The organism is Streptomyces sp. NPDC014733, assembly GCF_043083385.1.
GTDB lineage: Bacteria > Actinomycetota > Actinomycetes > Streptomycetales > Streptomycetaceae > Streptomyces.
The window spans coordinates 16,715-42,281 of record NZ_JBIBYO010000008.1 but is presented as its reverse complement, the minus strand read 5'-3'; the positions used below and the strand labels follow the sequence as shown (position 1 = coordinate 42,281).

At 73.4% G+C, this 25,567-nt stretch carries 17 protein-coding genes, 2 tRNA genes and 1 pseudogene; 16 read left to right on the top strand and 4 right to left on the bottom strand.

What is annotated here, in order from left to right:
* The first annotated feature begins 14 nt into the window (after positions 1-14).
* The 6 genes from ACF1BH_RS19510 (at position 15) to ACF1BH_RS19485 (ending at position 4,121) form a co-directional block, all read left to right on the top strand.
* On the top strand, positions 15-1,940 hold the full coding sequence (locus ACF1BH_RS19510; protein ID WP_391643697.1) for an LCP family protein: 1,926 nt from the start codon (positions 15-17) through the stop codon (positions 1,938-1,940).
* Positions 1,941-2,168: 228 nt separating this feature from the next.
* Complete coding sequence (rsfS, locus tag ACF1BH_RS19505) at positions 2,169-2,603, top strand: ribosome silencing factor (RefSeq protein ID WP_391643696.1); 435 nt, start codon at positions 2,169-2,171, stop codon at positions 2,601-2,603.
* Positions 2,600-3,253 carry a histidine phosphatase family protein gene (locus tag ACF1BH_RS19500; RefSeq protein ID WP_391644067.1) on the top strand — a complete coding sequence of 218 codons (654 nt, stop codon included), beginning with the start codon at positions 2,600-2,602 and terminating at the stop codon, positions 3,251-3,253. The genes rsfS and ACF1BH_RS19500 overlap by 4 nt, the downstream gene beginning before the upstream one ends.
* 114 nt (positions 3,254-3,367) lie before the next feature.
* A tRNA-Ala gene (locus tag ACF1BH_RS19495) sits at positions 3,368-3,440 on the top strand.
* Positions 3,441-3,674: 234 nt separating this feature from the next.
* Positions 3,675-3,884, top strand: coding sequence for a hypothetical protein (locus ACF1BH_RS19490; RefSeq protein ID WP_391643695.1), 210 nt, complete (start codon positions 3,675-3,677; stop codon positions 3,882-3,884).
* Positions 3,885-3,887: 3 nt separating this feature from the next.
* On the top strand, positions 3,888-4,121 hold the full coding sequence (locus ACF1BH_RS19485) for a hypothetical protein (protein ID WP_030283838.1): 234 nt from the start codon (positions 3,888-3,890) through the stop codon (positions 4,119-4,121).
* A 112-nt stretch (positions 4,122-4,233) separates the two neighbouring features.
* Here ACF1BH_RS19485 and ACF1BH_RS19480 read toward each other — a convergent pair whose 3' ends face one another.
* Entirely contained in the window at positions 4,234-5,547 is a 1,314-nt protein-coding gene (locus ACF1BH_RS19480; RefSeq protein WP_391643694.1) for a glycosyltransferase 87 family protein, read from the bottom strand.
* A 151-nt stretch (positions 5,548-5,698) separates the two neighbouring features.
* On the opposite strand from ACF1BH_RS19480, the gene ACF1BH_RS19475 reads away from it, so the two are divergent.
* The 7 genes and pseudogenes from ACF1BH_RS19475 to ACF1BH_RS19445 form a co-directional block, all read left to right on the top strand.
* Positions 5,699-5,771: transfer RNA gene (locus ACF1BH_RS19475), tRNA-Ala, on the top strand.
* Between the two features lie 554 nt (positions 5,772-6,325).
* A complete protein-coding gene (locus tag ACF1BH_RS19470; RefSeq protein WP_391643693.1) occupies positions 6,326-8,284 on the top strand; it encodes a protease pro-enzyme activation domain-containing protein in 1,959 nt (652 codons plus the stop codon).
* Between the two features lie 287 nt (positions 8,285-8,571).
* The gene (gene leuS / locus ACF1BH_RS19465) at positions 8,572-11,463 is read left to right on the top strand and encodes a leucine--tRNA ligase (RefSeq protein WP_391643692.1); all 2,892 of its coding nucleotides are present in this window, start codon (positions 8,572-8,574) and stop codon (positions 11,461-11,463) included.
* Positions 11,464-11,615: 152 nt separating this feature from the next.
* Positions 11,616-12,356 (top strand): hypothetical protein, encoded by a 741-nt coding sequence (locus ACF1BH_RS19460; RefSeq protein WP_391643691.1) that lies wholly within the window; start codon positions 11,616-11,618, stop codon positions 12,354-12,356.
* A gap of 186 nt (positions 12,357-12,542) precedes the next feature.
* The gene (locus tag ACF1BH_RS19455; protein WP_391643690.1) at positions 12,543-13,388 is read left to right on the top strand and encodes a DegV family protein; all 846 of its coding nucleotides are present in this window, start codon (positions 12,543-12,545) and stop codon (positions 13,386-13,388) included.
* A gap of 850 nt (positions 13,389-14,238) precedes the next feature.
* The gene (locus tag ACF1BH_RS19450; RefSeq protein WP_391643689.1) at positions 14,239-15,150 is read left to right on the top strand and encodes a helix-hairpin-helix domain-containing protein; all 912 of its coding nucleotides are present in this window, start codon (positions 14,239-14,241) and stop codon (positions 15,148-15,150) included.
* A pseudogene (locus tag ACF1BH_RS19445) lies at positions 15,147-17,825 on the top strand (ComEC/Rec2 family competence protein); the annotation flags it as partial. The gene ACF1BH_RS19450 and the pseudogene ACF1BH_RS19445, both read left to right, overlap by 4 nt.
* Before the next feature lie 205 nt (positions 17,826-18,030).
* On the opposite strand, the gene ACF1BH_RS19440 reads toward ACF1BH_RS19445, so the two are convergent.
* Positions 18,031-18,276: a hypothetical protein gene (locus tag ACF1BH_RS19440; RefSeq protein ID WP_391644065.1), complete on the bottom strand. Its 246-nt coding sequence runs from the start codon at positions 18,274-18,276 to the stop codon at positions 18,031-18,033.
* 98 nt (positions 18,277-18,374) lie between these two features.
* On the opposite strand from ACF1BH_RS19440, the gene holA reads away from it, so the two are divergent.
* Positions 18,375-19,358, top strand: a complete 984-nt coding sequence (holA, locus tag ACF1BH_RS19435) for a DNA polymerase III subunit delta (protein ID WP_391644063.1) — start codon at positions 18,375-18,377, stop codon at positions 19,356-19,358.
* A gap of 232 nt (positions 19,359-19,590) precedes the next feature.
* Here holA and ACF1BH_RS19430 read toward each other — a convergent pair whose 3' ends face one another.
* Positions 19,591-20,409: a hypothetical protein gene (locus ACF1BH_RS19430; protein ID WP_391643688.1), complete on the bottom strand. Its 819-nt coding sequence runs from the start codon at positions 20,407-20,409 to the stop codon at positions 19,591-19,593.
* Between the two features lie 450 nt (positions 20,410-20,859).
* Positions 20,860-21,126: a 30S ribosomal protein S20 gene (gene rpsT / locus ACF1BH_RS19425; RefSeq protein ID WP_030283819.1), complete on the bottom strand. Its 267-nt coding sequence runs from the start codon at positions 21,124-21,126 to the stop codon at positions 20,860-20,862.
* 294 nt (positions 21,127-21,420) lie between these two features.
* Between rpsT and lepA the strand changes: the two genes are divergently transcribed.
* Both lepA and ACF1BH_RS19415 read left to right on the top strand, forming a co-directional pair.
* Positions 21,421-23,289 carry a translation elongation factor 4 gene (lepA, locus tag ACF1BH_RS19420; protein ID WP_391643687.1) on the top strand — a complete coding sequence of 623 codons (1,869 nt, stop codon included), beginning with the start codon at positions 21,421-21,423 and terminating at the stop codon, positions 23,287-23,289.
* 293 nt (positions 23,290-23,582) lie between these two features.
* Positions 23,583-25,472 carry an AMP-dependent synthetase/ligase gene (locus ACF1BH_RS19415; RefSeq protein ID WP_391643686.1) on the top strand — a complete coding sequence of 630 codons (1,890 nt, stop codon included), beginning with the start codon at positions 23,583-23,585 and terminating at the stop codon, positions 25,470-25,472.
* The last annotated feature ends 95 nt before the right edge of the window (positions 25,473-25,567 follow it).

The following is a 25,567-nucleotide window of genomic DNA, read 5'->3' as shown; positions in this document are numbered from 1 at the left end:
CGAAAGGGGCACCGGTGACCGACCGACAGGACCCGTACGGGCCGCAGGACCCGTACACCCCCGACCCGTACGCCCATGAGCGGCGGCAGGGCCGGCAGGAGTACACCTACGACGCGTACGGCCGCCCGGTGCACCAGGACACCGGGCCCGGCCAGGAACCGCACCACGACCCGTACGGGCGGCCCGCCGCCCCGTACGGCGACCCGTCCTCCTACGGCCATGACCCCTACGGGGGCGGGGGCCACGGCTACGACGGCCACTCCCAGGGCTACGACCCCTACGGGACCCCGGCCCCCGGCGGCGGCGCCCCGCAGCAGAACTGGGTCCCGCAGCAGGCCCCCCGCCCCCCGTACGAGCAGCCCTCCTACGCGCCGTCCGGCTATGAGCCGTCCTACGAGCAGCCCGCCTACGGGCAGGAGACGTACGGCGGCGCCCCCTACGGGGAGCAGAGCTACGCCGGGCAGCAGCAGTACGGCGCCCAGGGCGCCCAGGGCTACGCACAGCCGGGCTACGCCGACCCGGCGCCGGCCGGGCACCGCACCGCGGAGGAGGCGCCGCGGGGCTACCCCGAGGAGCCGCACCACCGCGAGCAGCCGCCGCGCCCGCCGGAGCAGCGCCGCCCGGCCGAGGACACGGGCCCGTCGGACGGGCCCGAGCCGTCCGCGTCCGGCGCCGACCGGGGCCCGGAGTACCACACGGAGCAGTTCGCGTTCATCGAGGAGCCCGACGAGGACTCCGAGGACGTCATCGACTGGCTGAAGTTCACCGAGAGCCGCACCGAGCGCCGCGAGGAGGCCAAGCGCCGGGGCCGCAGCCGCCGGGTGGCCCTCGTGGTGGTGCTCGTCCTGCTCGTCACCGGTGGCGTCGGCTACCTCTGGTGGGCCGGGAAGCTGCCGGGGCTCAGCGGTCCGGGCGGCACCGCGGCCGAGGCGGGCGCCGGGCAGAAGCGCGACGTCCTCGTCGTCCACCTCCGCGACACCCGCACCGGCGACAGCTCCACCGCCCTGCTGGTCGACAACGAGACCACCGGCAAGGGCACCACCGTCCTGCTGCCGAACAACCTCCTCCTCACCCAGGACGACGGCACCGCCACCACGCTCGGCAAGTCCGTCAAGGACGACGGCACCGAGCCCACCCGGGACGCGCTGGGCACCCTCCTGGGCGCCGACCTCAAGGCGTCCTGGCGGCTGGACACCCCGTATCTGGAGAACCTCGTCGAGACCGTCGGCGGTGTCTCCGTCGACACCGACACCACCGTCCCCGGGGCGAAGAAGGGCGACTCGCCCCTGGTCAAGCCGGGCCACGAGCGCCTGCTCAACGGCCAGTCCGCGGTCGCCTACGCCACCTACCGCGGCCCCGGCGAGACCCAGGACAAGCAGCTCAAGCGGTTCGGCCAGGTCATGCAGGCCACGCTGAAGAAGGTCTCCAGCGACGCCGACGGCGCCACCGCCACTGTGAAGTCGCTGCTCCAGGTCCTCGACCCGCCGCTCACCGAGGCGCAGCTGGGCAGCTCGCTGGCGGTCCGCGCCGAGCTGGCGAAGACCGGCGCGTACGGCACACTGCTGCTCCCGGTGCAGGCCAACGGCACCCTGGGCCCGGACGCGGCCGACTCCGTCGTCAAGAACGTCCTCGGCGGCACGGTCAAGAAGACCGATCCGAACAGCACCCCGCGGGTCTCCGTGCGCAACGCCACCGGCAACGCCAAGGCCGCTCCCAAGGCGCAGGCGGCGCTGGTCAACGGCGGCTACACCTACGTCAGCGGCGGCACCGCGGACGCCGCCCAGGCCGCCTCTCAGGTCACGTACGAGGACGCCGCGGACCACGCCAGGGCGACGGAGGTCGCCAAGACGCTGGGCCTGCCGGACGGCGCGGTCCGCAAGGCGCACGGCGCCGCCAACGCGGACATCACGGTCGTCCTGGGACAGGACTACCGGGGCTGACCCGCGTGCAGAGGGCCGACCACCTCCTCCCTGAGGAGCTGGTCGGCCCTCTTGCGTACGGGCCCGGGGCCGCGGTGTCCGGGTGACGGAAATCCCCGGCCGGTGTGTCGGTGGTCCGTGAGACCCTTGAGAAGAATCCGAAGCCGTTCGCACCGCCCGCCCGGGCGGTGGCGCCCGTGGGCCGTGTGCCCGGGGCCGGGCGGCCCGTCTCCGACCCGAAAGCCGCTTGTGACCGCCACGGACCGTTCCCTTGAGCTCATCAACGCCGCCGCCCAGGCGGCCGCCGACAAGCTCGCGCACGACATCATCGCGTACGACGTCAGCGACGTCCTCTCGATCACCGATGCCTTCCTGCTGGCGTCGGCGCCCAACGACCGCCAGGTCAAGTCGATCGTCGACGAGATCGAGGAGCGCCTCAACAAGGAGCTCGGCGCCAAGCCGGTCCGCCGCGAGGGCGACCGTGAGGCCCGCTGGGTCCTCCTCGACTACGTCGACATCGTCGTCCACGTCCAGCACAGCGAGGAGCGCGTCTTCTACGCGCTGGAGCGCCTGTGGAAGGACTGCCCCGAGATCGAGCTTCCCGAGGACGCCAAGGCGACCCGCGGCAAGGCCGCCGAGCACGCCGAGGCCACGGCGGGCGAGGCAGAGGGAGCGGGCAACTGAACGGCACCCCCACGGGCCGCGGCCGCCGCATCGTCCTGTGGCGCCACGGCCAGACCGCCTGGAATCTGGAGCGCCGCTTCCAGGGCTCCACGGACATCGAGCTGACGGCGGCGGGCCGGGAGCAGGCCCGGCGCGCCGCGCGGCTGCTCGCGGCCCTGGGCCCGGACGCCATCGTCGCCTCCGACCTGCGCCGGGCCGCCGCGACCGCCGGTGAGCTGGCGGCCCTGACCGGGCTCGGGGTGGCGCACGACGCCGCGCTGCGGGAGACGTACGCCGGCGCCTGGCAGGGGCTGACGCACGAGGAGATCATCGCGCGCTACGGCGAGCAGTACGCCGCCTGGAAGCGCGGTGAGCCGGTGCGGCGTGGCGGCGGGGAGCTGGAGACCGAGGTCGCCGACCGGGCCGCCCCGGTGGTCCTGGAGCACGCCGGAAAGCTGCCCGACGACGGCACCCTCGTCGTCGTCAGCCACGGCGGCACCATCCGCACCACCATCGGCCGGCTGCTCGGCCTGGAGGCGCACCACTGGGAGGGGCTCGGCGGTCTGTCGAACTGCTGCTGGTCGGTGCTGGGCGAGGGCGCGCGCGGCTGGCGGCTGCTGGAGCACAACGCCGGCACTCTCCCGGAGCCGGTCCTCGGCGACGACACCTGAGCCGCCCGCGGAGCGTCCCGCGGACCCGGATTTCACATCTGGGCAGGTCGCAGGCTAGAGTTCTTCTTGTTCGCGGCGCCGCCGGGGGAAACCCGGAGGGGCGGAACAAGACCCGGGGCTATAGCTCAGTTGGTAGAGCGCCTGCATGGCATGCAGGAGGTCAGGAGTTCAATTCTCCTTAGCTCCACAACCCGGATGATCCCGTCTCACGGATTCCAGTCCCGCACTGGATCGCGCGAGGCGGGATCATTGCTGTATCTGCGGCGTCGCCGGGGCGGGCCCGGGGCCGGACGGTTCGGCGCCGGTGGCGCGGGCAGATTCGGTGCGCGGGCCGTCGCGTCCGGGCCCGCGCCGTGACCAGGCCGTCCCGCCGGGTGGGCCGTGGCAGAATCGGACGGCCGGCAGGGGAGGAGAGGACGCGATGCCCAGGAGCATCCTCGGGAAGGTCGCCGACCTGCCCGGCGCCGCCGGGCCGTCGTGCCCGCACCGGCTGCCGGAAACCGCCTCCCCGCGCGGCGTCACCCCGTCGTTGCAGTGCCCCACCTGCGGCTCCGGCCGGGTGGCGCAGATGCTCGGCGACAACGGCGGCGTCTCATTCGTCTGTACGTCCTGCGGCCACAGTTGGAGCTGACCGATGGGAGCCCACAGCAGGAAATGCGACTGGTGCGGCAGCGGTACGCCGATCGTCCGTGACATGGAACCGCTCAACTCCGCGTTCCAGTACTGGTGCGAGGAGTGCGCCCGCGCGCTGGTCATCAAGGGCGACCCGATCGAGACCTACCGCGAGCTGGACGGTGAGCCGATCTACGGCCGCCTCCTCGACGAACACTGCACGCTGAAGCGTTTCTACTCCTTCGCCACGGCCTGAGCACGGCCGCGGCCCCGGCCCGCCGACCGCCGTACGCACGAGCCCGCCTGACGCCGTGTGAGCCGCCTGCGCGGCGCCGACGTCATGTCACGCCGGGGGCGGTGCGCACGGCTCAGGGCTCCGCCCTCCCGCCGCGTCCCGCCCGGCGCAGCCGCAGTGCGCACAGCGCCAGCAGACCGATCCCGGCGAGCGGGTAGACGTCGGAGAGCAGCAGCTGGAGCGGGTTCTGGTGCAGCTCCTCGTGGCGGTGCCAGGCGTGCGGCACCCACCACAGCGCGAAGCTGACGAACAGGAACGCCAGCGCGCCCGTCGCCGCCCACCACCGCCGCGCCGCGCCGCCGGTACGGGCCAGCGCCTCGGAGCCGAGCAGGATCAGCGCCGGTACGCACCACACCCAGTGGTGCGACCAGGAGACCGGGCTGATCAGGAGGGCCGTCACCGCGCAGCTGACGGCGGCCCAGGCGCGGTCCCCGCGCAGCAGCGCACGGACCGCGAGCGCCAGCCCCGCGACGACGGTCAGGGCGGCGGCCACCGGCCAGACACCGCCCGGGTCCTGGGTGTGCAGCAGCCGCGCGAGGGCGCCGCGCAGCGACTGGTTCGCGGTGATCTCGACGTCGCCGACGCGGTCCGCCGCGAAGACGATCTCCGTCCAGAAGCGGTGCGCATCGCGCGGCAGTACGAGCGCGGACAGTCCGGCGGTGGCGAGGAACGTCACCGTGGCCACCGCCGCCTGCCGCAGCCAGGGCACACGCAGCGCGGTACGCAGCGGGGCGCCGCCGCGCAGCAGCGAGACCGCGCGTACCGCCCCGGCGAGCGCGAGGAAGACGGCGAACAGCGCGGGCGTGAGCTTGATCCCCGCCGCGATGCCGATGCCGATCCCGGCCCAGCGGCTGTTGTCCCTGCGGGTCAGGTCCCCCAGTACGAGCACCGCGAGCAGCAGATTGATCTGCCCGTAGCGCAGGGTCGTCCACACCGGCTCGCACCACACCAGCAGCGCGGAGAGCGCGAGCGTCGCGGCCGGGCGCGGCAGCCGGTGCGGCCGTCCGACCAGCCGCAGCGAGAGGTGGACGACGGCCACCAGCAGCAGGAGGTTGCCGGCCGTGGCCAGGGTGCGCATGGTGCCCACGCCGACCAGCGTCAGCGGGGTGAACAGCAGCGCGGCGAAGGGCGGGTAGGTGTTGGGCAGGTGCGCGGAGGTGGCGACCATGTCGTAGAGGTCCGCGCCGGTGCGCGCGGTCCAGCCCTCCGCGCGGTAGACCATGAGGTCGATCATGGTCACGTGCGCCAGCCGCTGGGCGAGCCAGAACGCCGCGAACGAGACGAGGCAGCCGGCCGCGGCCCACCGGACCGCACGGCGTCCCGGGGCCCCCGTCAGCGGGGCGCGGCCGCCGGAATCGGTGGACTGTTCCAGCTCCGGCGCGGTCACGGCGTACGGCTCCCCAGGACGAATCGGGCACGGTCCGCCGACAGTACCCCGGGCCGTTCCAGGGGCCTGAGGAGGAGCGATTTGGCAGAAGCCCGGGAGGGCCGTGTAATGTAGTCGATGTCGCCGCGGGAGACCGCAGCGGAGAAGACCTGGGGCTATAGCTCAGTTGGTAGAGCGCCTGCATGGCATGCAGGAGGTCAGGAGTTCAATTCTCCTTAGCTCCACAGGAATCAGAGCGGGCCGTCCGAAAGGGCGGCCCGTTCTTGTTGTGTGCCCGCTTCCCGGCGCGGCCGACGCGTGTGGCGTGTGCCACGAGCCGGACATTCCGTGGCGGGTGTGGCGTATCGCACGGCGGTGGGTGTTCCCGGGGTGCGCGGTGCGGACGCGGGGGAGCGGGGCGCCGGTGGGGCGGTGTTCCGCGCCGCGCGTGGTGGCCTCCCGGAGGACCGGTTCGCCCCGCCGTACTCTGACGTCTGCTCACCTTCCGCCCGCTTCCCTCTCCTTGATGCCGCCCGCGACCTCTTTCGTCCCCTTCCGCATCTCGCGCATTTCTTGCCTCTTCTTGTCGTTCCTTGGGGCCTTCTTGGCGTGCTCATGCCCCTGACGTGAACATTTCATCGAAAGAGTGACGCATCGCGTGCATGTCACCTCCCTCGCCTCACGCCGCACGCGAGGCACCGGACGCCGGTGTACGGCGGCGCGCACGGCGAGCCGCCGTCGCGGAACCGGTCGCGGTGCCACCGTCAGCACCTACCGCATCGTCACCACAGGGGGTTCCATGAGATCGAGCCGCAGCAGAGCCGGGCGGGCGCGTACCGCGACGGCGTGGGCGGCCGCCCTGCCGCTGATCGCCGGGGCGCTCGCGCTCGGCGCGCCCGCCGCCGACGCCGCAGGCCACGACGGCGGACGGCATGAGCTCCGCGGCACCAAACCGGCGTGGGCCACCCAGCAGTCCGACCGCGGCGACACCGCCGCGAACACCGGCATCACCGCCCGCGTCTACCTCGCGGGCCGGGACGCCGACGGGCTCGCCGGGTACGCCAAGGCCGTCTCCGACCCGCACTCCGCCCACTACGGGAAGTACCTGACCGCCGCCCAGGTGAAGGCGCGCTACGGCGCCACCCGGCAGCAGGTCGACGCCGTGAGCGACTGGCTCCGCGGCGCCGGGCTCAAGGTCACCGAGGCGGGCAGCCGCTATCTCACCGTCCACGGTCCGGCCTCGGCCGCGGAACGCGCCTTCGCCACCGACCTGCACAACTACCGCAAGGACGGCCACACTTACCACGCCCCCTCGGCCACCGCCTCCGCCCCCGCCTCGCTGGGCGGCGCCGTGCTGACCGTCACCGGCCTGGACAACGCGCCCAAGATGGCCCGGCACCACTCCACCGAGCTGCCCCCGCCGCCCGCCGTCTTCCGTAACGCCGGCCCGTTCTCCACGTACCACGGCTCCCGGACCGCCAAGGGCCTGCCGGGCGCCTACGGGTCCAAGGCGCCGTACGCGGTCAAGGGGTACACCGGCAAGCAGCTGCGCGCCGCCTACGGGGCGGGGAGGTGGACCGGCAAGGGCGTCACCGTCGCGATCACCGACGCCTACGCCTCGCCGACCATCGCCGCCGACGCCGCCCACTACGCGGCCCGCAACGGCGACGCCGGGTACCGCCCGGGCCAGCTCTCGCAGGTGCTGCCCGAGGACTACACCCACATCGAGGAGTGCGGCGCCTCCGGCTGGTACGGCGAGGAGACCCTCGACGTCGAGGCCGTGCACGCCGTCGCGCCCGCCGCCGACATCGTCTACGCCGGGGCCGCCTCCTGCATGGACGACGACCTGCTCGACACCCTGGGCCGGATCGTCGACGGCCGCCTCGCCGACATCGTCTCCAACTCCTGGGGCGACCTGGAGGCCAACGAGACCCCGGACGTGGCCGCCGCCTACGACCAGATCTTCCAGCAGGGCGCGGTCGAGGGCATCGGCTTCTACTTCTCCTCCGGTGACAACGGCGACGAGGTCGACAACACCGGCACCAAGCAGGTCGACACCCCGGCGAACTCCGCATGGGTCACCGCCGTCGGCGGCACCGCGCTCGCCGTCGGCAAGCACGACACGTACCAGTGGGAGACCGGCTGGGGCACCCGTAAGGCGGTGCTGTCCAAGGACGGCGCGAGCTGGGACGGCTTCCCCGGCGCGTTCAGCGGTGGCGCCGGCGGCGGCACCAGCAAGACCGTCGCGCAACCCTTCTACCAGCGCGGCGTCGTTCCCGACGGCCTCGCGCAGGCGGGCGGCGGCAAGGCCATGCGCACCGTCCCGGACATCGCCGCGGTCGCCGACCCCAACACCGGCTTCCTGGTGGGACAGACCCAGACCCTGCCCAACGGCAAGCAGGGCTACGACGAGTACCGCATCGGCGGCACCTCGCTCGCCGCGCCCGTGATCGCCGGTATCCAGGCGCTCGCCCAGCAGGCCCGGCACGGCATCCCGATCGGCTTCGCCAACCCCGCCGTCTACCAGCGGTACGGCACCCCGGCCTACCACGACGTCACCGACCACCCGCTCGGCGCGGGCCGCGGCCTGGCGGTCGTCCGGACCGACTACGTCAACGGTGTCGACGCCTCCAAGGGCACCACGACCTCGCTGCGCAGCCTGGGCCAGGACAGCTCCCTGAGCGCCCGCCCCGGCTACGACGACGTCACCGGTGTCGGCTCCCCGGCGAACGGCTACATCGAGTCGTACCGCCACTGATCCCGAGGTCGGCGCGCCCCTGAATCCGGGGGGCGCGCGGGCCGGGGCCCGCGCCGGGTGGGAATCCTCGACGCGGGCCCCGAGCCCCCTGCGGTACCCTGACGCCATGCGTGCCGTACGCCTTCTGCTTAGCGGGCCGCGCTGATCAGTACCGACCGGGCCACCCGCGGTGGCCGTCCGGGTCGGCATCGGCGCGGCGTCCCCTCCTGTGCGAGGGGCCTTTTTGTTTCCGCAGCAACCGTGTCCGCGGCAGCCGCAGGCAGAGACGATCGATGGAGCTTGAAGAGATGAGCGAGACGACCACCTCCCCCGCCGGTGAGGGCGCACCCGAGGCGGCCCCGCACCGCTACACCGCCGCGCTGGCAGCGGACATCGAGGCACGCTGGCAGGACTTCTGGGAGGCCGAGGGCACCTACGAGGCGCCCAACCCGAGCGGCGATCTGGCCGGCGACGCCGCCGTGGCCGCCCGCCCCAAGAAGTTCATCATGGACATGTTCCCGTACCCCTCGGGTGCGGGTCTGCACGTCGGCCACCCGCTGGGCTTCATCGCCACCGACGTCTACGCCCGCCACCAGCGCATGACGGGCCACAACGTCCTGCACACCCTGGGCTTCGACGCCTTCGGCCTGCCCGCCGAGCAGTACGCCGTGCAGACCGGCACCCACCCGCGGGTCTCCACCGAGGCCAACATCGTCAACATGCGGCGCCAGCTGCGCCGCCTGGGCCTGGGCCACGACCGGCGCCGCTCGATCGAGACGATCGACCCGGCGTACTACAGGTGGACCCAGTGGATCTTCCTGCAGATCTTCAACTCCTGGTACGACCCGGAGGCCGACAAGGCGCGCCCCATCGACACCCTGGTCGCGCAGTTCGAGGCCGGCACCCGGCCCACCCCCGACGGCCGTCCCTGGGGCGAGCTGTCCGCCACCGAGCGCGCGAACGTCCTGGGCGAGTACCGCCTGGCGTACGCCTCGGACGCGCCGGTCAACTGGTGCCCCGGCCTGGGCACCGTCCTGGCCAACGAGGAGGTCACCGCCGAGGGCCGTTCCGAGCGCGGCAACTTCCCGGTCTTCAAGTCGAAGCTGCGCCAGTGGAACATGCGCATCACCGCCTACGGCGACCGCCTGCTGACCGACCTGGACGGCCTGGACTGGCCCGAGGCGATCAAGCTGCAGCAGCGCAACTGGATCGGCCGCTCCGAGGGCGCCCGGGTCGACTTCCCCGCCGCGGGGCGCACGATCACCGTCTTCACCACCCGCCAGGACACCCTGTTCGGCGCGACGTACATGGTGCTGGCCCCCGAGCACGAGCTGATCGCCGACGGCTCCCTGGTGCCGGACGCCTGGCCCGAGGGCACCCACGAGGTCTGGACCGGCGGCCACGCCACCCCGGCCGAGGCCGTCGCGGCCTACCGCAAGCAGGCAGCGAGCAAGTCGGACGTCGAGCGGCAGGCCGAGGCCAAGGACAAGACCGGAGTCTTCACCGGCATCTACGCCACCAACCCGGTCAGCGGCGAGCAGGTCCCGGTCTTCATCGCCGACTACGTGCTGATGGGCTACGGCACCGGCGCGATCATGGCGGTCCCGGCGCACGACAGCCGTGACTTCGCCTTCGCCCGCGCCTTCGAACTGCCGATGCGCTGCGTCGTCCAGCCCTCCGACGACCGCGGCACCGACACCACCACCTGGGACGACGCGTTCTCCTCCTACGAGGCGAAGCTGGTCAACTCCTCGGACGACACGATCAGCCTGGACGGGCTGGGCGTCACCGAGGCCAAGGCGAAGATCACCGACTGGCTGGCCGCCGAGGGCATCGGCGAGGGCACCGTCAACTTCCGGCTGCGCGACTGGCTGTTCAGCCGCCAGCGCTACTGGGGCGAGCCGTTCCCGATCGTCTACGACGAGGACGGCGTCGCCCACGCGCTGCCCGAGTCGATGCTGCCCCTGGAACTGCCGGAGGTCGAGGACTACTCCCCGCGCACCTTCGACCCGGACGACGCCGACACCTCCCCGGAGACCCCGCTCTCCCGCAACGAGGACTGGGTCCACGTCGAGCTGGACCTGGGCGACGGCCGCGGCGTGCGGCGCTACCGCCGCGAGACCAACACCATGCCCAACTGGGCCGGTTCGTGCTGGTACGAGATGCGCTACCTGGACCCGCACAACGACAGCGCGCTGGTCGACCCGGGCATCGAGCAGTACTGGATGGGCCCGCGCGAGGGGCAGCCCCACGGGGGCGTCGACCTGTACGTGGGCGGCGCCGAGCACGCCGTGCTGCACCTGCTGTACGCCCGTTTCTGGTCGAAGGTCCTGTTCGACCTGGGGCACGTCTCGTCCTCCGAGCCGTTCCACAAGCTGTACAACCAGGGCATGATCCAGGCGTTCGTCTACCGCGACAGCCGCGGCATCGCCGTCCCGGCGGCCGAGGTCGAGGAGCGCGACGGCGGCTACTTCTACCAGGGCGAGAAGGTCAGCCGCGTCCTGGGCAAGATGGGCAAGTCCCTGAAGAACGCCGTCACGCCGGACGAGATCTGCGCCGAGTACGGCGCGGACACGCTGCGCCTGTACGAGATGGCGATGGGCCCGCTGGACGTGTCCCGCCCCTGGGACACCCGCGCCGTCGTCGGCCAGTACCGCCTGCTGCAGCGGCTGTGGCGCAACGTCGTCGACGAGTCGACCGGTGAGGTCACCGTCGTCGACGCGGAGCCGGACGAGGCGACGCTGCGGGCGCTGCACAAGGCGATCGACGGTGTCACCCAGGACATGGCGAACCTGCGGTTCAACACCGCCATCGCCAAGGTCACGGAGCTGAACAACCACCTGACGAAGTCGGCGGGCCCGGTGTCGCGGTCCGTCGCGGAGCGCCTGGTGCTGCTGGTCGCGCCGCTGGCGCCGCACATCGCCGAGGAGCTGTGGCGCAAGCTGGGCCACACCGGCTCGGTGGTGCTCGCCGACTTCCCGGTGGCCGACCCGGCGTATGTCGTCGACGAGGCGGTGACCTGCGTCGTCCAGCTGAAGGGCAAGGTCAAGGCCCGTCTGGAGGTCGCCCCGACGATCTCCGACGCGGACCTGGAGGCGGCGGCGCTGGCCGAGCCCGCGGTGGTCGCGGCGCTGGGCGGCGCCGGTATCCGCAAGGTGATCGTCCGCGCGCCGAAGCTGGTCAACATCGTGCCCGCGTGATGCGGCGCGGCCGGTTCCGGCCGTGGTTCTAGGGGGTTTCCCCTACGGGCAGGTTGGGGGTTCCGTCAGGGCCCGCAACCTGCCCGATCCGTTTACGGTGGAGGGACGGGCGCGGGTGACCGGCCGGCGCCGAGACTCTTCCGGGAGAGCCCATGGAAGCCGCCATCGCCATCGTGGGGCTGCTCTTCCTGCTGTTCGTCGTCGCCGGGGTCTTCGTGACCGTCAAGGCGGTCCAGGCGACCAAGCGCGGTGTGGACCGCACCGTCGCACAGGCCCGCCGGACGGTCGAGGACACCGGACTGCGGGCGCGGCAGCTGACCAAGCCCGGTGTCCCGGGCGAGCTGGCGCAGCTGCGGATGTCCCTGCGCACGTCGATGCGGGCGACCCAGGAGGCGCTGCGCGGGGGTGCGGCCGAGGACGCGTCGTTGAGCGAGGCGCTCGGCCTCTTCGACCGCCTCAGCGTCCACGGCCGTGCGCTGGACGACGAACTCAGGCGTCTGGAGCGCGAGCCCGACCACGCCACCACGGCCGCCCGCCTGCCTGAGCTGCGCGAACGCCTGGAGCGCATCACCCACTCCGCGGAGTCGCTGCGGTGGGCGGCGCGCGACCGGCAGCGGAAGTTCGCCGAGGACGACCTGGCGGCGCTGAGCGATCAGATCGACGTCGAATCGGGCGCGCTGCGGCACTGGACCGCCGTCCCGGACGAGACGGAGGGCGCCGCGGGCAGCGGTTCCACCGAGGCGCAGGCGCCGGGCCGGTCGGCCGGTGCCCCGGAAGCGGGGGCGGAGCAGCCGCAGGCGATATCGGCTCCGGATCCGCGCCGCCGCTCCGCGTACTCCTGGCAGAAGACGCCGTCCTGGCAGAAGTCGCCGGGGCCGGAGCGGGCCAATTGAGCGGAGCGGACCGACTGAGCGCGGGAGGCCGGCGGGCCGGGGCACGGTCCGCGCGGGGGCGCCCGCCCGGACACCGGGCCGTGCGGGTGGGGGCGTCAGAGCGCGTGACCAGGTGTGAGCGCGTGATCAGGTGCGGAACGGCCCCGCACTGTCGGCTGCCGGTCCTCCCCCGATAACCTCCCCTTCATGTCCCGCCATGTCGCCATCGTCACCGATTCCACGGCCTACCTGCCGCCGGTGACACTCCAGCGCCACCGCATCACGGCCGTTCCGCTGACCGTCGTCCTGGGGGACCAGGCCCTGGAGGAGGGCACCGAGATCTCCGCGAGATCCGTCGCCGAGGCACTGCAGAAGCGGCGGCCGGTGACCACCTCGCGCCCCGCCCCGACGACCTTCGCGGACACCTACCGCAAGGTCGCCGCCTCCGGTGCCACCGAGATCGTCTCGCTGCACCTCTCCTCCGAGTTCTCCGGCACCTACGACGCCGCGGTGCTGGCCGCCCGGCACTCGCCGGTGCCGGTAAGGGTCGTGGACACCGGCATGGTCGCGATGGCCCTCGGCTTCTGCGCCCTGGCGGCGGCCGAGACCGCCGAGGCCGGCGGCGACGCCGACGCCGCGGTCGCCGCAGCCGAGCGCCGCGCCGCCGGGACCTCCGCCTACTTCTACGTCGACACCCTCGACTACCTGCGCCGAGGCGGCCGCATCGGCGCCGCGCAAGCCCTGCTCGGCTCCGCGCTCGCCGTCAAGCCCCTGCTGCAACTGGCCGACGGCCGCATCGAACTCCTCGAAAAGGTCCGTACGGCGTCCAAGGCCATCGCCCGGCTGGAGGAGATCGCCGCGGAGCGGGCGGGCGAGGGCGAGGCCGACATCGCCGTGCACCACCTCGCCGCCGCGGAGCGGGCGGACGCCCTCGCCACCCGTCTGCGCGAACGCGTGCCCGGCCTGCACGAACTCCATGTCAGCGAGGTCGGCGCGGTGATCGGCGCGCACACCGGGCCCGGGCTGCTGGGAGTGGTGGTCGCGCCGCGGTAGCGCTGCCGCCCTGCGTGGCGGCGCCGGGGGCTTCCGGGTACGCCGGGTAGTCGTGCCGGCGGCGGGACGCCACCCCTCCGGGTGGCGCGGTTATCCACAAGTCGCGGGTTTTCCACCGGATTTGACGCTGCTCAGCACGGCCGGCGTGCGCAACCTACCGTAGGTCGGCATGAGCAGAGAGTCACGTTCGGTTGGTGAGGTGTCACGCCTTGGTGCGGTGGGCGGTGGCTTGCGGAGCCGTGCGGGCGCCGGGAGCGGTTCGCTTGCCGTGGAGGTTGCGCGGGGGCGTCCGCCGGTTGTCTCCCGCGCCGGGGGCGGAAGCCCGGCGGCCTCGGGTGCGGGCCGCTTTCCGTCCTCGGCGCGGAGCGGCGGCCGTACGAGGCGGCGGGCCGAACGCCGTGCCGCGGCATCGGCGGTGGTACGCGCACGGGCGGCCGCCCTCTTCGGCGTGGGGGCGGCGGGGCGGGAGCACGGGGGTGCGGAGCGGGATGCGGTGCCGGTGCCGGTGCCGGAGGCGGATTCGGCCTCCGGCCTGGAGCGGGAGAAGGAATCCTGGGCTGATCAGGGGCGGTCGGGACGGCTTGCGGGCGGAGTGGCGGGGCCCGGGGACGACCGGGCGCTCGGGCCAGGGCGCGGGGTGAGCGCTGACTCCGGCGACTCCGGCCGCACGGAGAGCCCAGTGCCTGTCCTCGGCGGTGAGGCGAGTCCGTCGGGTGAGGCGGCCTCGGGTGCGGGGCCTGGCCTCGGGCTGCGCCGCAGGGTGCGCCCCACCCTCGCCCTCGGTGACGAGACGGGCCCGTCGCGCGGGGCGTCCGGGGAGTCCGGCCCCGGCGGGGGGCCGAGCCACGCGGTGAGCCCCGAACCTGCCCTCGGCCATGAGGCGGACCCGCCCCGTAAGGCGTCCCTGGAGACGGGCCCCGGCCCGCACCCGGCCCCGCCCGCCGGCTCCGGGCCCAAGGCGCCCGGCCCGCGCCGCGCCCCCACCTCGTACGGCGCCCCCGGTTCGCCCGTCCTCACCCGCCGGGCGCGGGTGCGGCTGGCCGTGGGGGAGCGGTTACCCGTGTGGCTGCAAGGGCGGTTCGGGACGGAGCCGAAGGCGTTGGCGGCGCTCGGGGTGGTGCTGGTGGTGGCGCTCGTCCTCGCGGTGCAGCACTTCTGGTCCGGCGGGCCGGAACCGGTGCGGGCCCCAGCGGCGGAGCGGGCGGTGCCGGTCCCCGGCGGAGCGCCGCGGCAAGGGCCGTCAGGTGCCGCTCCCGCGCCCGGGGCGACCGTGAGCGGGGCGGGCCGTCAGGTGACGGTCGACGTGGTGGGCAAGGTCGAGCATCCCGGGGTGCGCCGGTTACCGGCGGGGGCGCGGGTGATGGACGCGCTCGCCGCGGCCGGCGGGGTGGTGCGCGGGGCGGACACCCAGGGGCTGAACCGTGCCCGGTTGCTGGTCGACGGCGAACAGATCGTCGTCGGCAGGGCGGGAGGCGCAGCGGGCCCCGGTGGCGGAGCGAACGGGCCGCCCGGCGCGGCGTCGGCCGGTGCCTCGGGAGGGCTCGGCGGGCCGGGCGCCGCCGAGCCCGGGCAGCCGGTCAGCCTCAACTCGGCGACCGTGGAACAGCTCGACACCCTGCCCGGCGTCGGCCCCGTACTGGCGCAGCACATCGTCGAATTCCGCACCCGGCACGGCGGGTTCACCTCGGTGAACCAGTTGCGCGAGGTCACCGGTATCGGCGACCGCAAGTTCGCCGACCTGCAGCCCCTGGTGCAGCCATGAGTACCGGAAACCGGGCTGCGGCGGTGGACTCCGCGCCCGGGGCTGCGGAACCGCGTCAGGAGGGCCCGCCCGATCTGCGCCTGGTGGCGCCGGCGACGGCGGCGTGGGGCGCGGCCGCGCTCGCCCTGGGCACCCCGGCGGGCGTGGTGGCGACGGGCTGCGCCCTCGCGGTCCTCCTCGCCGTACCGGCCCTGTGGGCGGCACTGCGGCGACGCAGGACGGAGCCGGCGGACGGTCCGCGCACCGGGGGAGGCGTACCGCCCCTGCGGTCCGCGGGGGCGCTGGTGGCCCTGGCCTCGGTGCTGCTCTGCGGGGCGGCGGGCGCGGCGAGCGCGGCGCTGCACGCGGCGGACGCCCGGCGCGGGCCGCTGCCCGCCTGGGCCGCCCGCCACGCCCATCTGACCGCCGAGGTCGAGGTGACCGGCGATCCGCGGACGGTCCGCCCGAAGGTCCGTGGGTCGCACCGGTTGCCGCCGTCCCTCGTGTTCACCGCTGACGTGGTGCGCCTCACCACCCCGGACGGCGCGGTGACCGCGCTCCGCACGCCCGCCCTCGTCGTCGTGGCGAGCCGTGACGGCGACACGGACCACCCGAAGCCCGACACGGACCACCCGAAGTCCGACGCGGAACCCCGGGCCACGGCACCGGGGCAGGCCACAGCACCGGGGCAGGGCGCGGCCCGGGAACCGGGAGCCGCGCGCTCCCGGGACGCGGGCCCCGACTCCCCGGATCAGGCCGGGCCGGCGGGCGGTGAGGTCCTGGAACGGTGGCGGACGCTGTTGCCGACCACCCGCGTCCGGGTGCCGGTCCGTGCCGCCCCGCCGATGCCGCCCGATGACCGGATCGCCGCCGTCCTCCGGATCACCGCCGACGGGCCGCCGCAGGTCACCGGCGCACCGTCCGGGCTCCAGCGCCTGGCCGGCGGTCTGCGGGCCGGGCTCCGCGACGCCTCCGACGGGTTGTCGCCCGACGCCCGCGGGCTGCTGCCCGGTCTGGTGGTCGGGGACACCTCGCGGGTGCCGCCCGACCTCGACGACGCGTTCCGCGCCACCGACCTCACCCATCTGCTCGCCGTCTCCGGCAGCAACCTCACCATCGTGCTGGCACTGCTGATCGGCCCGCCGCACCTCGCCTCCCGCGCCGAACGCCGCGGGCTGGCCCCGCGCCTGGGCCTCTCGCTGCGGTCCACCGCCCTCGCCGGGGGCGGTCTCGCGCTCGCCTTCGTCGTCGTGTGCCGACCGGACCCCAGCGTGCTGCGGGCCGCGGCCTGTGGCCTGATCACCCTGGTGGCGATCGGTACCGGGCGCCGCCGTTCCCTGCTGCCCGCCCTGGGCGCGGCGGTGCTGCTGCTGGTGCTCTACGACCCGTGGCTGGCCCGCAGTTACGGCTTCTTGCTGTCGGTCCTGGCCACCGGCGCGCTCCTGGTGCTGGCACCCCGCTGGAGCGCAGCCCTCCGCAGACGCCGGGTGCCGCCGCGTCTCGCCGAGGTGATCGCTGCCGCTGCCGCCGCCCAGGCGGTCTGCGGCCCGGTCGTCGCGGTCCTCGCCGCACGGGTCGGGCTGCTGGCGGTGCCCTGCAACCTCCTGGCGGAGCTGGCCGTCGCCCCGGCCACGGTCCTCGGGTACGCGGCGCTCGCCGTGGCGCCCGTACTCCCGCTCCTCGCCCGGGCGTTGGCCTGGTGCGCGGGGTGGCCCGTCAGCTGGATCGCCGGGGTGGCGCGGACGGGGGCGGCGCTGCCCGGGGCGGAGTTCGGCTGGCCGGGTGGCTGGCCGGGCGGGCTCGCGCTCGCCGCCGTCACGGTCGTCCTGGTGCCGCTCGGGCGGCGGGTGCTGCGCCGCCGGTGGCTGTGCGCGGTGTGTGCGCTGGCGCTGGTCCTGGTGGTGTGGCGACCGGTGCCGCTGACCCGGGTGGTGACGGGCTGGCCGCCACCGGGATGGCGGGCGGTGGCCTGCGATGTGGGACAGGGCGACGGCCTGGTCCTGGCGGCGGGCGACGGCACCGCGCTGGTGGTGGACGCGGGCCCGGAGCCCCGCGCGATGGACCGCTGTCTGACGGCCCTGGGGGTATGGCGGGTGCCCGTGGTGGTGCTGAGCCACTTCCACGCCGACCATGTCGACGGACTGCCGGGCGTGCTGCGCGGCCGGTCGGTCGGCCTGATCGAGACGACCACGCTCCGGGAGCCGCCCGGACAGGCGGAGTCCGTCCGGCGTACGGCGGCGGAGGCGGGCGTACCGGTGGTCCCGGCGGTGCCGGGGGAGCGGCGTCGCCTGGGGCAGCTGAGCTGGGAGGTCCTGTGGCCTCCGGCGGACGGCACGGGCGGTGCGGTGGGCCCGAACAACGCCAGCGTGACGCTGCTCGTCCGCAGTGGTGACCTGACCCTGATGCTCCTCGGCGACCTCGAACCGCCCGCCCAGCAGGCCCTGCTGGCCGCGCACCCGGACCTGACCGCCGTGGATGTCCTCAAGGTCGCCCATCACGGGTCCGCCCATCAGGACCCGACGCTGCTCCAGCGCCTGGCACCGCGGCTCGCGCTCATCTCGGTGGGCGCGGACAACCCGTACGGCCATCCGGCGCCCCGCACGGTCGAGACGTTACGGCGCGGGGGCGCCATGGTCCTGCGCACCGACACCGGGGGCGCGGCGGCCGTGCTCGGCACCCACCGGCAGCTGTCGGTGACCACGCAGGACCGCCGCCCCGACGACAGGACCCGCGGGCTCCGCCGTCCCCCTGTCCGTCCTCCCCCTGCCCACCGCGGCCGTCGCCCGCGCCGTGCCGGCCGGGGCTCCCGCCACCGCAGTCGCCGCCGTACGGGCCCGGCCCCGCCCGGCCCGATCGGGCTCGCGGCGCCCCGGCCCGGCGCGCCGCCCCGCGGCCCGGTCGTCACTCCCTCTCGCGCCATCCCTCGTGCTCGGCGGCGAGGGCGTCCAGCCGGTGCGCGTTGTAGCGGCCGTCCGGGTCCTCGACGACCACCAGCCACTGGGCGTCCTCGGCGTCGTCCTCCCCGGCCAGGGCGTCCCGTACGAGCTGGGGCTCCTCGGGGACGCCGAAGCGTTCGGTCAGGGCCTCGGCCACCTCCTCGGCGGCGTCGCGGTCGGGCAGTACCAGTACGTGTCGTGCATCGCTCACCGAGCCATTGTCGGTCAGCGGACCGGTGCGCCGGTCGGGCCGGTCCGGCGGGGTGCGCGGAGCGGCGCTGTCGGTGGGGCGTGGGATGCTGGAACGCGATGGCCAGGAAGAGTGCAAACGACGATCTGCTCGCCCCCGTGACCCTCGCGGTGGGCCAGGAGGACCTGCTGCTGGACCGCGCGGTCCAGCAGGTGGTGGCGGCTGCCCGCGCCGCCGACGCGGACACCGATGTGCGGGACCTCACCTCCGACCAGCTCCAGCCCGGCACCCTCGCCGAGCTGACCAGCCCCTCGCTCTTCGCGGAGCGCAAGGTCGTGGTGGTGCGCAACTCCCAGGATCTGTCGGCGGATTCCGTCAAGGACGTGAAGGGGTATCTCGCTTCGCCCGCCGAGGAGATCACGCTCGTGCTGCTGCACGCGGGCGCGGCCAAGGGCAAGGGGCTGCTGGACGCCGCCCGGAAGGCCGGTGCGCGCGAGGTGGCGTGCGTGAAGATGACGAAGCCCGCCGATCGGCTGTCGTTCGTGCGGGGCGAGTTCCGGGCGGCGGGGCGCTCCGCGACGCCCGAGGCGTGCCAGGCGCTGGTCGATGCGATCGGCAGCGATCTGCGGGAGCTGGCGTCGGCCTGTTCGCAGCTGGCCGCCGACATCGAGGGCACGATCGACGAGGCGGTAGTCGCGCGCTACTACACCGGCCGGGCCGAGGCGTCGAGCTTCACCGTCGCCGACCGCGCGGTGGAGGGCCGGGCCGCCGAGGCGCTGGAGGCGCTGCGCTGGTCGCTCGCGACCGGCGTCGCCCCCGTCATGATCACCAGTGCGCTGGCCCAGGGCGTCCGCGCCATCGGCAAGCTGGCCTCCGCCCCGCGCGGTGCCCGCCCCGGCGATCTCGCCCGTGAGCTGGGCATGCCGCCGTGGAAGATCGACCGGGTACGGCAGCAGATGCGCGGCTGGTCGGCGGACGGCGTGGCGACGGCGCTGCGAGCGGTGGCCGCCGCCGACGCGGGTGTGAAGGGCGGCGGGGACGACCCCGGATATGCCCTGGAGAAGGCCGTGGTGGCCGTCGCCCGCGCAGCCCGTTCCCGCTGACCGACACGGCAGGGGCCGGGCCGGTGGAGGCCACGCCCGCCTTGAGCCCCTGCCCAGGCAAGCTCCTGACCAGCCGAACCCCCGACCAGCCGAACTCCTGACCAGGCACCCTTGAGTCTGACCAGGCGCGGCCCGGCACCTCGACGCCCGGCAAAGGCCTTGCCCGGGCCCCTGGCAAGCACCCGGCCGTGCCTGGCCGCCTGCCTCCGCCGACCGGCGAGGCCCGCGCCTCTCACCCCCGCAGTTTCGCCAGCGTCTCCCGGGCGCTGGTCTTGAGCATGTCGCCCACGTCGTCCGGTGTCGGCTGGTTGCCGACGCTCCGGCCGGAGGCGTAGCTGGACCATGTCGTCTGGTACGTGGTCCAGCCGTGCCGGACGGCGAGGATCGCGTACCGCCCGGTGTCGCTGTTCTGGTCTTCTCGGGTCACCAGATACGCCTCGTCGCCGAGGCCCTCGACCGGTGTGACCTTGTAGCGGTTCGAGGGCGAGCTCTGCTTCTCGTAGGCGCGGTAGGTATCGGCGAACTCCGGGGCGGGGTCGCTCTTCTTGTGCAGGACGGCGGTGGTGTAGACGCTCGCCGAGGAGTAGTCGGAGCTGCTTCCGCCGTCCTGTTGCAGGGTGATGTTGCACCACATGGAGTCGACGGAGGGCTGCTGGGAACCGCTGTGCTCCGGGTTGGAGCCGGAGGTGGAGTCGTTCTGCGACGGCCGGTACCGGCCCTCCTCGAAAGGCTTCAGGGAGGTGTCCGCGCACAGGTCGGAGGTGTAGGCGTAACCGGCGAGGTCGGGGGAGGGCTCGCTGCTGAACCCGCCGGTGGCGAAGAGCAGCGAGCCCCAGAGCGCGCTGGCCGCGACCGCACCGCCGATCGCCCATATCCAGCCCGACGCGCCCTTGCCCCCGCCGTCCGGAGCCGGTACCGGCGCGGCCGGTCCGAAGCCGCCGGGCTGCGGTGACGGCTGGGCGTACGGATTGGACGGTGCCGGGACCGAACCGCCGTAAGGGTTCGGCTGCGGCGGGCCGTAGGGACGGCCGGAATCCCCCGAGATCGACATGCCCGCAGAGTAACGGACCCCACCGACAACGCCCCCGGCACGTCGGAAACCCACCCCGCCCCACGGCCCCACACGCCGGAAGCCCACCCACCGTCACAGCGGAAGGCCCCCGGAAGGCCCCCGGAAAGCCCCGGAAGGCGCAGCGGGAGGCCCTACAGGAAGACGGAAAAGTGGCCCGCCACAAACAAACGGCCCTCCCCCAACGCAGTCAGCCCAGCAGAAAGCCCCGCCGGCCCTGGGGAAGGGCACAGGCGGGGCTTTCCGTATGTGTCATGTGTCGGCGCGCCCGGCGGAAGGCCGGGCGGGCCGGGGTGCGCCGCACCCGCGTGGCGAACGCAGGCCGTGTGCGGCGCGGTGGTGCACCGTGCGAGGAGCGGAGAGAGGGGCCGCTGGGTCCCCGACGGCGGGGTGGTGCGGAGGTCGGACGGCGGACCGTCCGAGGGAGGTCGTTCAGCCCTTGAGGCCGGCGACCTTCTTCGCCAGCGCCGACTTCTTGTTGGCGGCGGCGTTCTTGTGGATGACACCCTTGCTGACGGCCTTGTCGAGCTTCTTGGCAGCCTCGGCCTGGGCGGTGGTGGCCTTCTGCAGGTCACCGGCCTCCACGGCCTCGCGGGTGCGACGGATCGCGGTCTTCAGAGTGGACTTGACAGCCTTGTTGCGCTGACGAGCCTTCTCGTTGGTCTTGATCCGCTTCATCTGGGACTTGATGTTCGCCACGAAAGAGCCTTTTCAGGTTCGTTGGAGTTTCGAGTTGCGCGACGCACTGAGAGGGCACGAAGCGCAGTGGACCAGGCTACCAGCCACCTCCGCGGCCACCCAATCCGGGGCGTTTCCGCCCGTGGGGGCCCGCCGTCGGGAGGTACCCGGGGCCGCGGGGGAGCGCCCGGAACGGGTCGGGGGCGCCGCTCATGGGACCATGGGGAGGACGTCACACCCGAGGGTGGTCTTGCGGATCATGGCGGGTCCGCCGGACGCACCCTGTTCCGCCTACCCGCCTTGAATGGACCCTGCGTGCCCGCGACCTCTACGAACGTGCCGGAGCCGAGCCGTACCGATCCGGCCCTCCTCCGTAACTTCTGCATCATCGCGCACATCGACCACGGCAAGTCGACGCTCGCCGACCGGATGCTCCAGATCACCGGTGTCGTCGACCAGCGGCAGATGCGCGCGCAGTACCTCGACCGCATGGACATCGAGCGCGAGCGCGGCATCACGATCAAGTCCCAGGCGGTGCGGCTCCCGTGGTCGCCGTCCGAGGGCGAGGAGGGGAGCGGTACGCACCACATCCTCAACATGATCGACACCCCCGGTCACGTCGACTTCACCTACGAGGTCTCCCGCTCGCTCGCCGCGTGCGAGGGCTGCATCCTCCTCGTCGACGCCGCGCAGGGGATCGAGGCGCAGACCCTCGCCAACCTCTACCTGGCGATGGAGAACGACCTCACGATCATCCCCGTCCTCAACAAGATCGACCTGCCCGCCGCGCAGCCCGAGAAGTTCGCCGCGGAGCTGGCGAACCTCGTCGGCTGCGAGCCGGAGGACGTGCTGCGGGTCTCCGCCAAGACCGGCGTCGGCGTGCCCGAGCTGCTGGACCGCGTGGTCCGCGACGTCCCGGCGCCGGTCGGCGTCAAGGACGCCCCCGCCCGCGCGATGATCTTCGACTCGGTCTACGACGCCTACCGCGGCGTCGTGACGTACGTGAAGGTCGTCGACGGCACCCTCAGCAAGCGCGAGCGGATCCGGATGATGTCCACCGGCGCCGCCCACGAGCTGCTGGAGATCGGCACCAACTCGCCCGAGATGACGGCCGCCGACGGCCTCTCCGTGGGTGAGGTGGGCTATCTGATCACCGGTGTGAAGGACGTCCGGCAGTCCAAGGTCGGCGACACGATCACCCAGCTCAACAACGGGGCGACCGAGGCGCTGGGCGGCTACAAGGACCCCAAGCCGATGGTGTTCTCGGGCCTGTACCCGCTGGACGGCTCGGACTACCCGGAGCTGCGCGAGGCGCTGGACAAGCTCCAGCTCAACGACGCGGCGCTGGTCTACGAGCCGGAGACCTCCGCGGCGCTCGGCTTCGGCTTCCGCGTCGGCTTCCTGGGGCTGCTGCACCTGGAGGTCATCCGCGAGCGGCTGGAGCGCGAGTTCAACCTGGCGCTGATCGCGACCGCCCCCAACGTCGTCTACCAGGTCGACATGGAGGACGGCGCGCACCACGAGGTCACCAACCCGAGCGAGTTCCCCACCGGCAAGATCGACAAGGTCCACGAGCCGGTCGTGCGGGCCACCATCCTGGCGCCCAGCGAGTTCATCGGCGCGATCATGGAGCTGTGCCAGACCCGGCGCGGCACCCTCCTCGGCATGGACTACCTCTCCGAGGACCGCGTCGAGATCCGCTACACCCTCCCGCTCGCCGAGGTCGTCTTCGACTTCTTCGACCAGCTCAAGTCCAAGACCCGCGGCTACGCCTCGCTGGACTACGAGCCCACCGGCGAGCAGGTCGCCGACCTCGTCAAGGTCGACATCCTGCTGCACGGCGACAAGGTCGACGCGTTCTCCGCGATCTGCCACAAGGACAAGGCGTACGCGTACGGCGTCCGCCTCGTCGGCAAGCTGCGCGAGCTGATCCCGCGGCAGGGCTTCGAGGTGCCGATCCAGGCGGCGATCGGCAGCCGCGTCATCGCCCGTGAGACGGTCCGCGCCATCCGCAAGGACGTCCTCGCCAAGTGCTACGGCGGTGACATCTCCCGTAAGCGGAAGCTGCTGGAGAAGCAGAAGGAAGGCAAGAAGCGGATGAAGATGGTCGGCAGCGTGGAGGTGCCGCAGGAGGCATTCATCGCGGTGCTCTCCTCGGACTCCGACGGCGACAAGAAGAAGTAGCGGCCGCGTCCCGCCTCCGGCACGGGGGAGCGGGCGCGTACCGGACAGGGCGCCGGCCTCGGGTGAGGCCGGCGCCCTTCGGCGTCTGCGCGCGGTGAGACGTCCCGGACGGCAGGCTTCCGGGGGATATGCCGGAGATGCGGCGAGGGGGCATCTGCGCGTACAGCGTACGGATCACTTCGTGAACCAGTCGGCCGCAGACCCTTACATGGCGGCGGAACGCGGCCTACTCTGATCTCTGCTCAAAGGTTACTCGCGAGTCACCAGCAATGTAGCGGGCCCCGGAGGATGCCGTGACGGACACCCACACGCTGATCGACAACCGCCCGCCTTCGGTGGCGAGCCTCTTTCTGGAGCGGGTCGCCGCGACGCCCGACGCGGAGGCGTTCCGTCACCCCGTCCCGCCCGTCTCGGGCACGGGCCCGGACGACTGGAAGTCGCTGACCTGGAACGACGCCGCCCAGCGGGTGTATGCCACGGCCGCCGGCCTGATGGCGCTCGGCGTGCGCCCCGAGGAGCGGGTGGCGCTGGCCGCCGCGACCCGCGTCGAGTGGATCCTCGCCGACCTCGGCGTGCTCTGTTCCGGCGCCGCCACCACCACGGTCTACCCCAGCACCAACGCCGAGGAGACCGCGTACATCCTGTCCGACTCCGGCAGCCGGGTGCTGATCGCGGAGGACGCCGCCCAGCTGGAGAAGGTCCGCGAGCGCCGCGCCGACCTGCCCGACCTCGCCCATGTCGTCGTCATCGAGGAGGCCGACGCCCGGCCCGCCGAGGACGACCCGGAGGGCTGGGTGCTCTCCCTCGCCGATCTGGAGAAGCGCGGCGCCGCCTACCTGGAGAAGCACCCGGAGTGCGTCACCGAACGCGTCGCCGCCCTCCGCGCCGACCAGCTCGCCACGCTCATCTACACCTCCGGTACCACCGGCCGCCCCAAGGGCGTACGGCTGGCGCACGACTGCTGGTCGTACATGGCGCGCGCCATCCAGGCCACCGGCATGGTCACCGCGGAGGACGTGCAGTACCTCTGGCTGCCGCTCGCCCACGTCTTCGGCAAGGTGCTGACCGCCGGGCAGATCTCGGTCGGCCATGTCATCGCCGTCGACGGCCGGGTCGACAAGATCATCGAGAATCTGCCGGTGGTCCGGCCGACCTACATGGCGGCCGTCCCGCGCATCTTCGAGAAGGTCTACAACGGCGTCGCCTCCAAGGCGCGCGAGGGCGGCGCCGCCAAGTACAAGATCTTCCAGTGGGCGGCGGGCGTCGCCCGTGAGTACGCCAAGGTCTCCCAGGACACCTTCCGCCGCACCGGCAACGCCTCCGTCCCCTTCGCGCTCGCCGCCAAGCACAAGGCCGCCGACGCACTCGTCTACGCCAAGCTGCGCGCGGCGTTCGGCGGCCGGCTGCGCGCCGCGGTCTCCGGCTCCGCAGCCCTCGCCCCGGAGATCGGCTACTTCTTCGCCGGCGCCGGCATCCACATCCTGGAGGGCTACGGCCTGACCGAGTCCAGCGCCGCCAGCTTCGTCAACCCCGGCGAGGCGTACCGCACCGGCACGGTCGGCAAGCCGCTGCCCGGCACCGAGGTGCGGATCGCCGAGGACGGCGAGATCCTGCTCCGCGGACCCGGCATCATGCAGGGCTACCACGGGCTGGAGGCGCAGACCGCGGAGGTCCTGGAATCCGACGGCTGGTTCCACACCGGCGACATCGGTGAGCTGTCCGCCGACGGCTATCTGCGGCTCACCGACCGGAAGAAGGACCTGATCAAGACGTCGGGCGGCAAGTACATCGCCCCGGCGGAGGTCGAGGGCCGCTTCAAGGCACTCTGCCCGTTCATCTCCAACGTCCTGGTGCACGGCGCCAACCGGAACTTCTGCACCGCCCTCATCGCCCTCGACGAGCCGACGCTGCTGACCTGGGCCGCCGAGCACGGCATGGCCGACCGCCCGTACGCCGAGGTCGTCGCGGACCGGCGGACCCGCGATCTGATCGACGGCTACGTCGAGCGGGTCAACGAGGGCCTCCAGCGCTGGCAGCAGGTCCGTAAGTTCCGGCTGCTCCCGCGCGACCTGGACATCGAGCACGGCGAGGTCACCCCCAGCCTCAAGGTCAAGCGGCCGGTCGTCGAGCGGGCCTTCAAGGATCTCCTCGACGAGATGTACTCGGGCGCGCGGGAGGCGTGAGGGCGCCCGCCCGGGCGGGCGCCGGGGCGCCACGCGCCCCCTCGCCCGTCCGGTGACGATCCGCCCGCAGGCCCGCTGCCTGCGCTTCCCGGCCG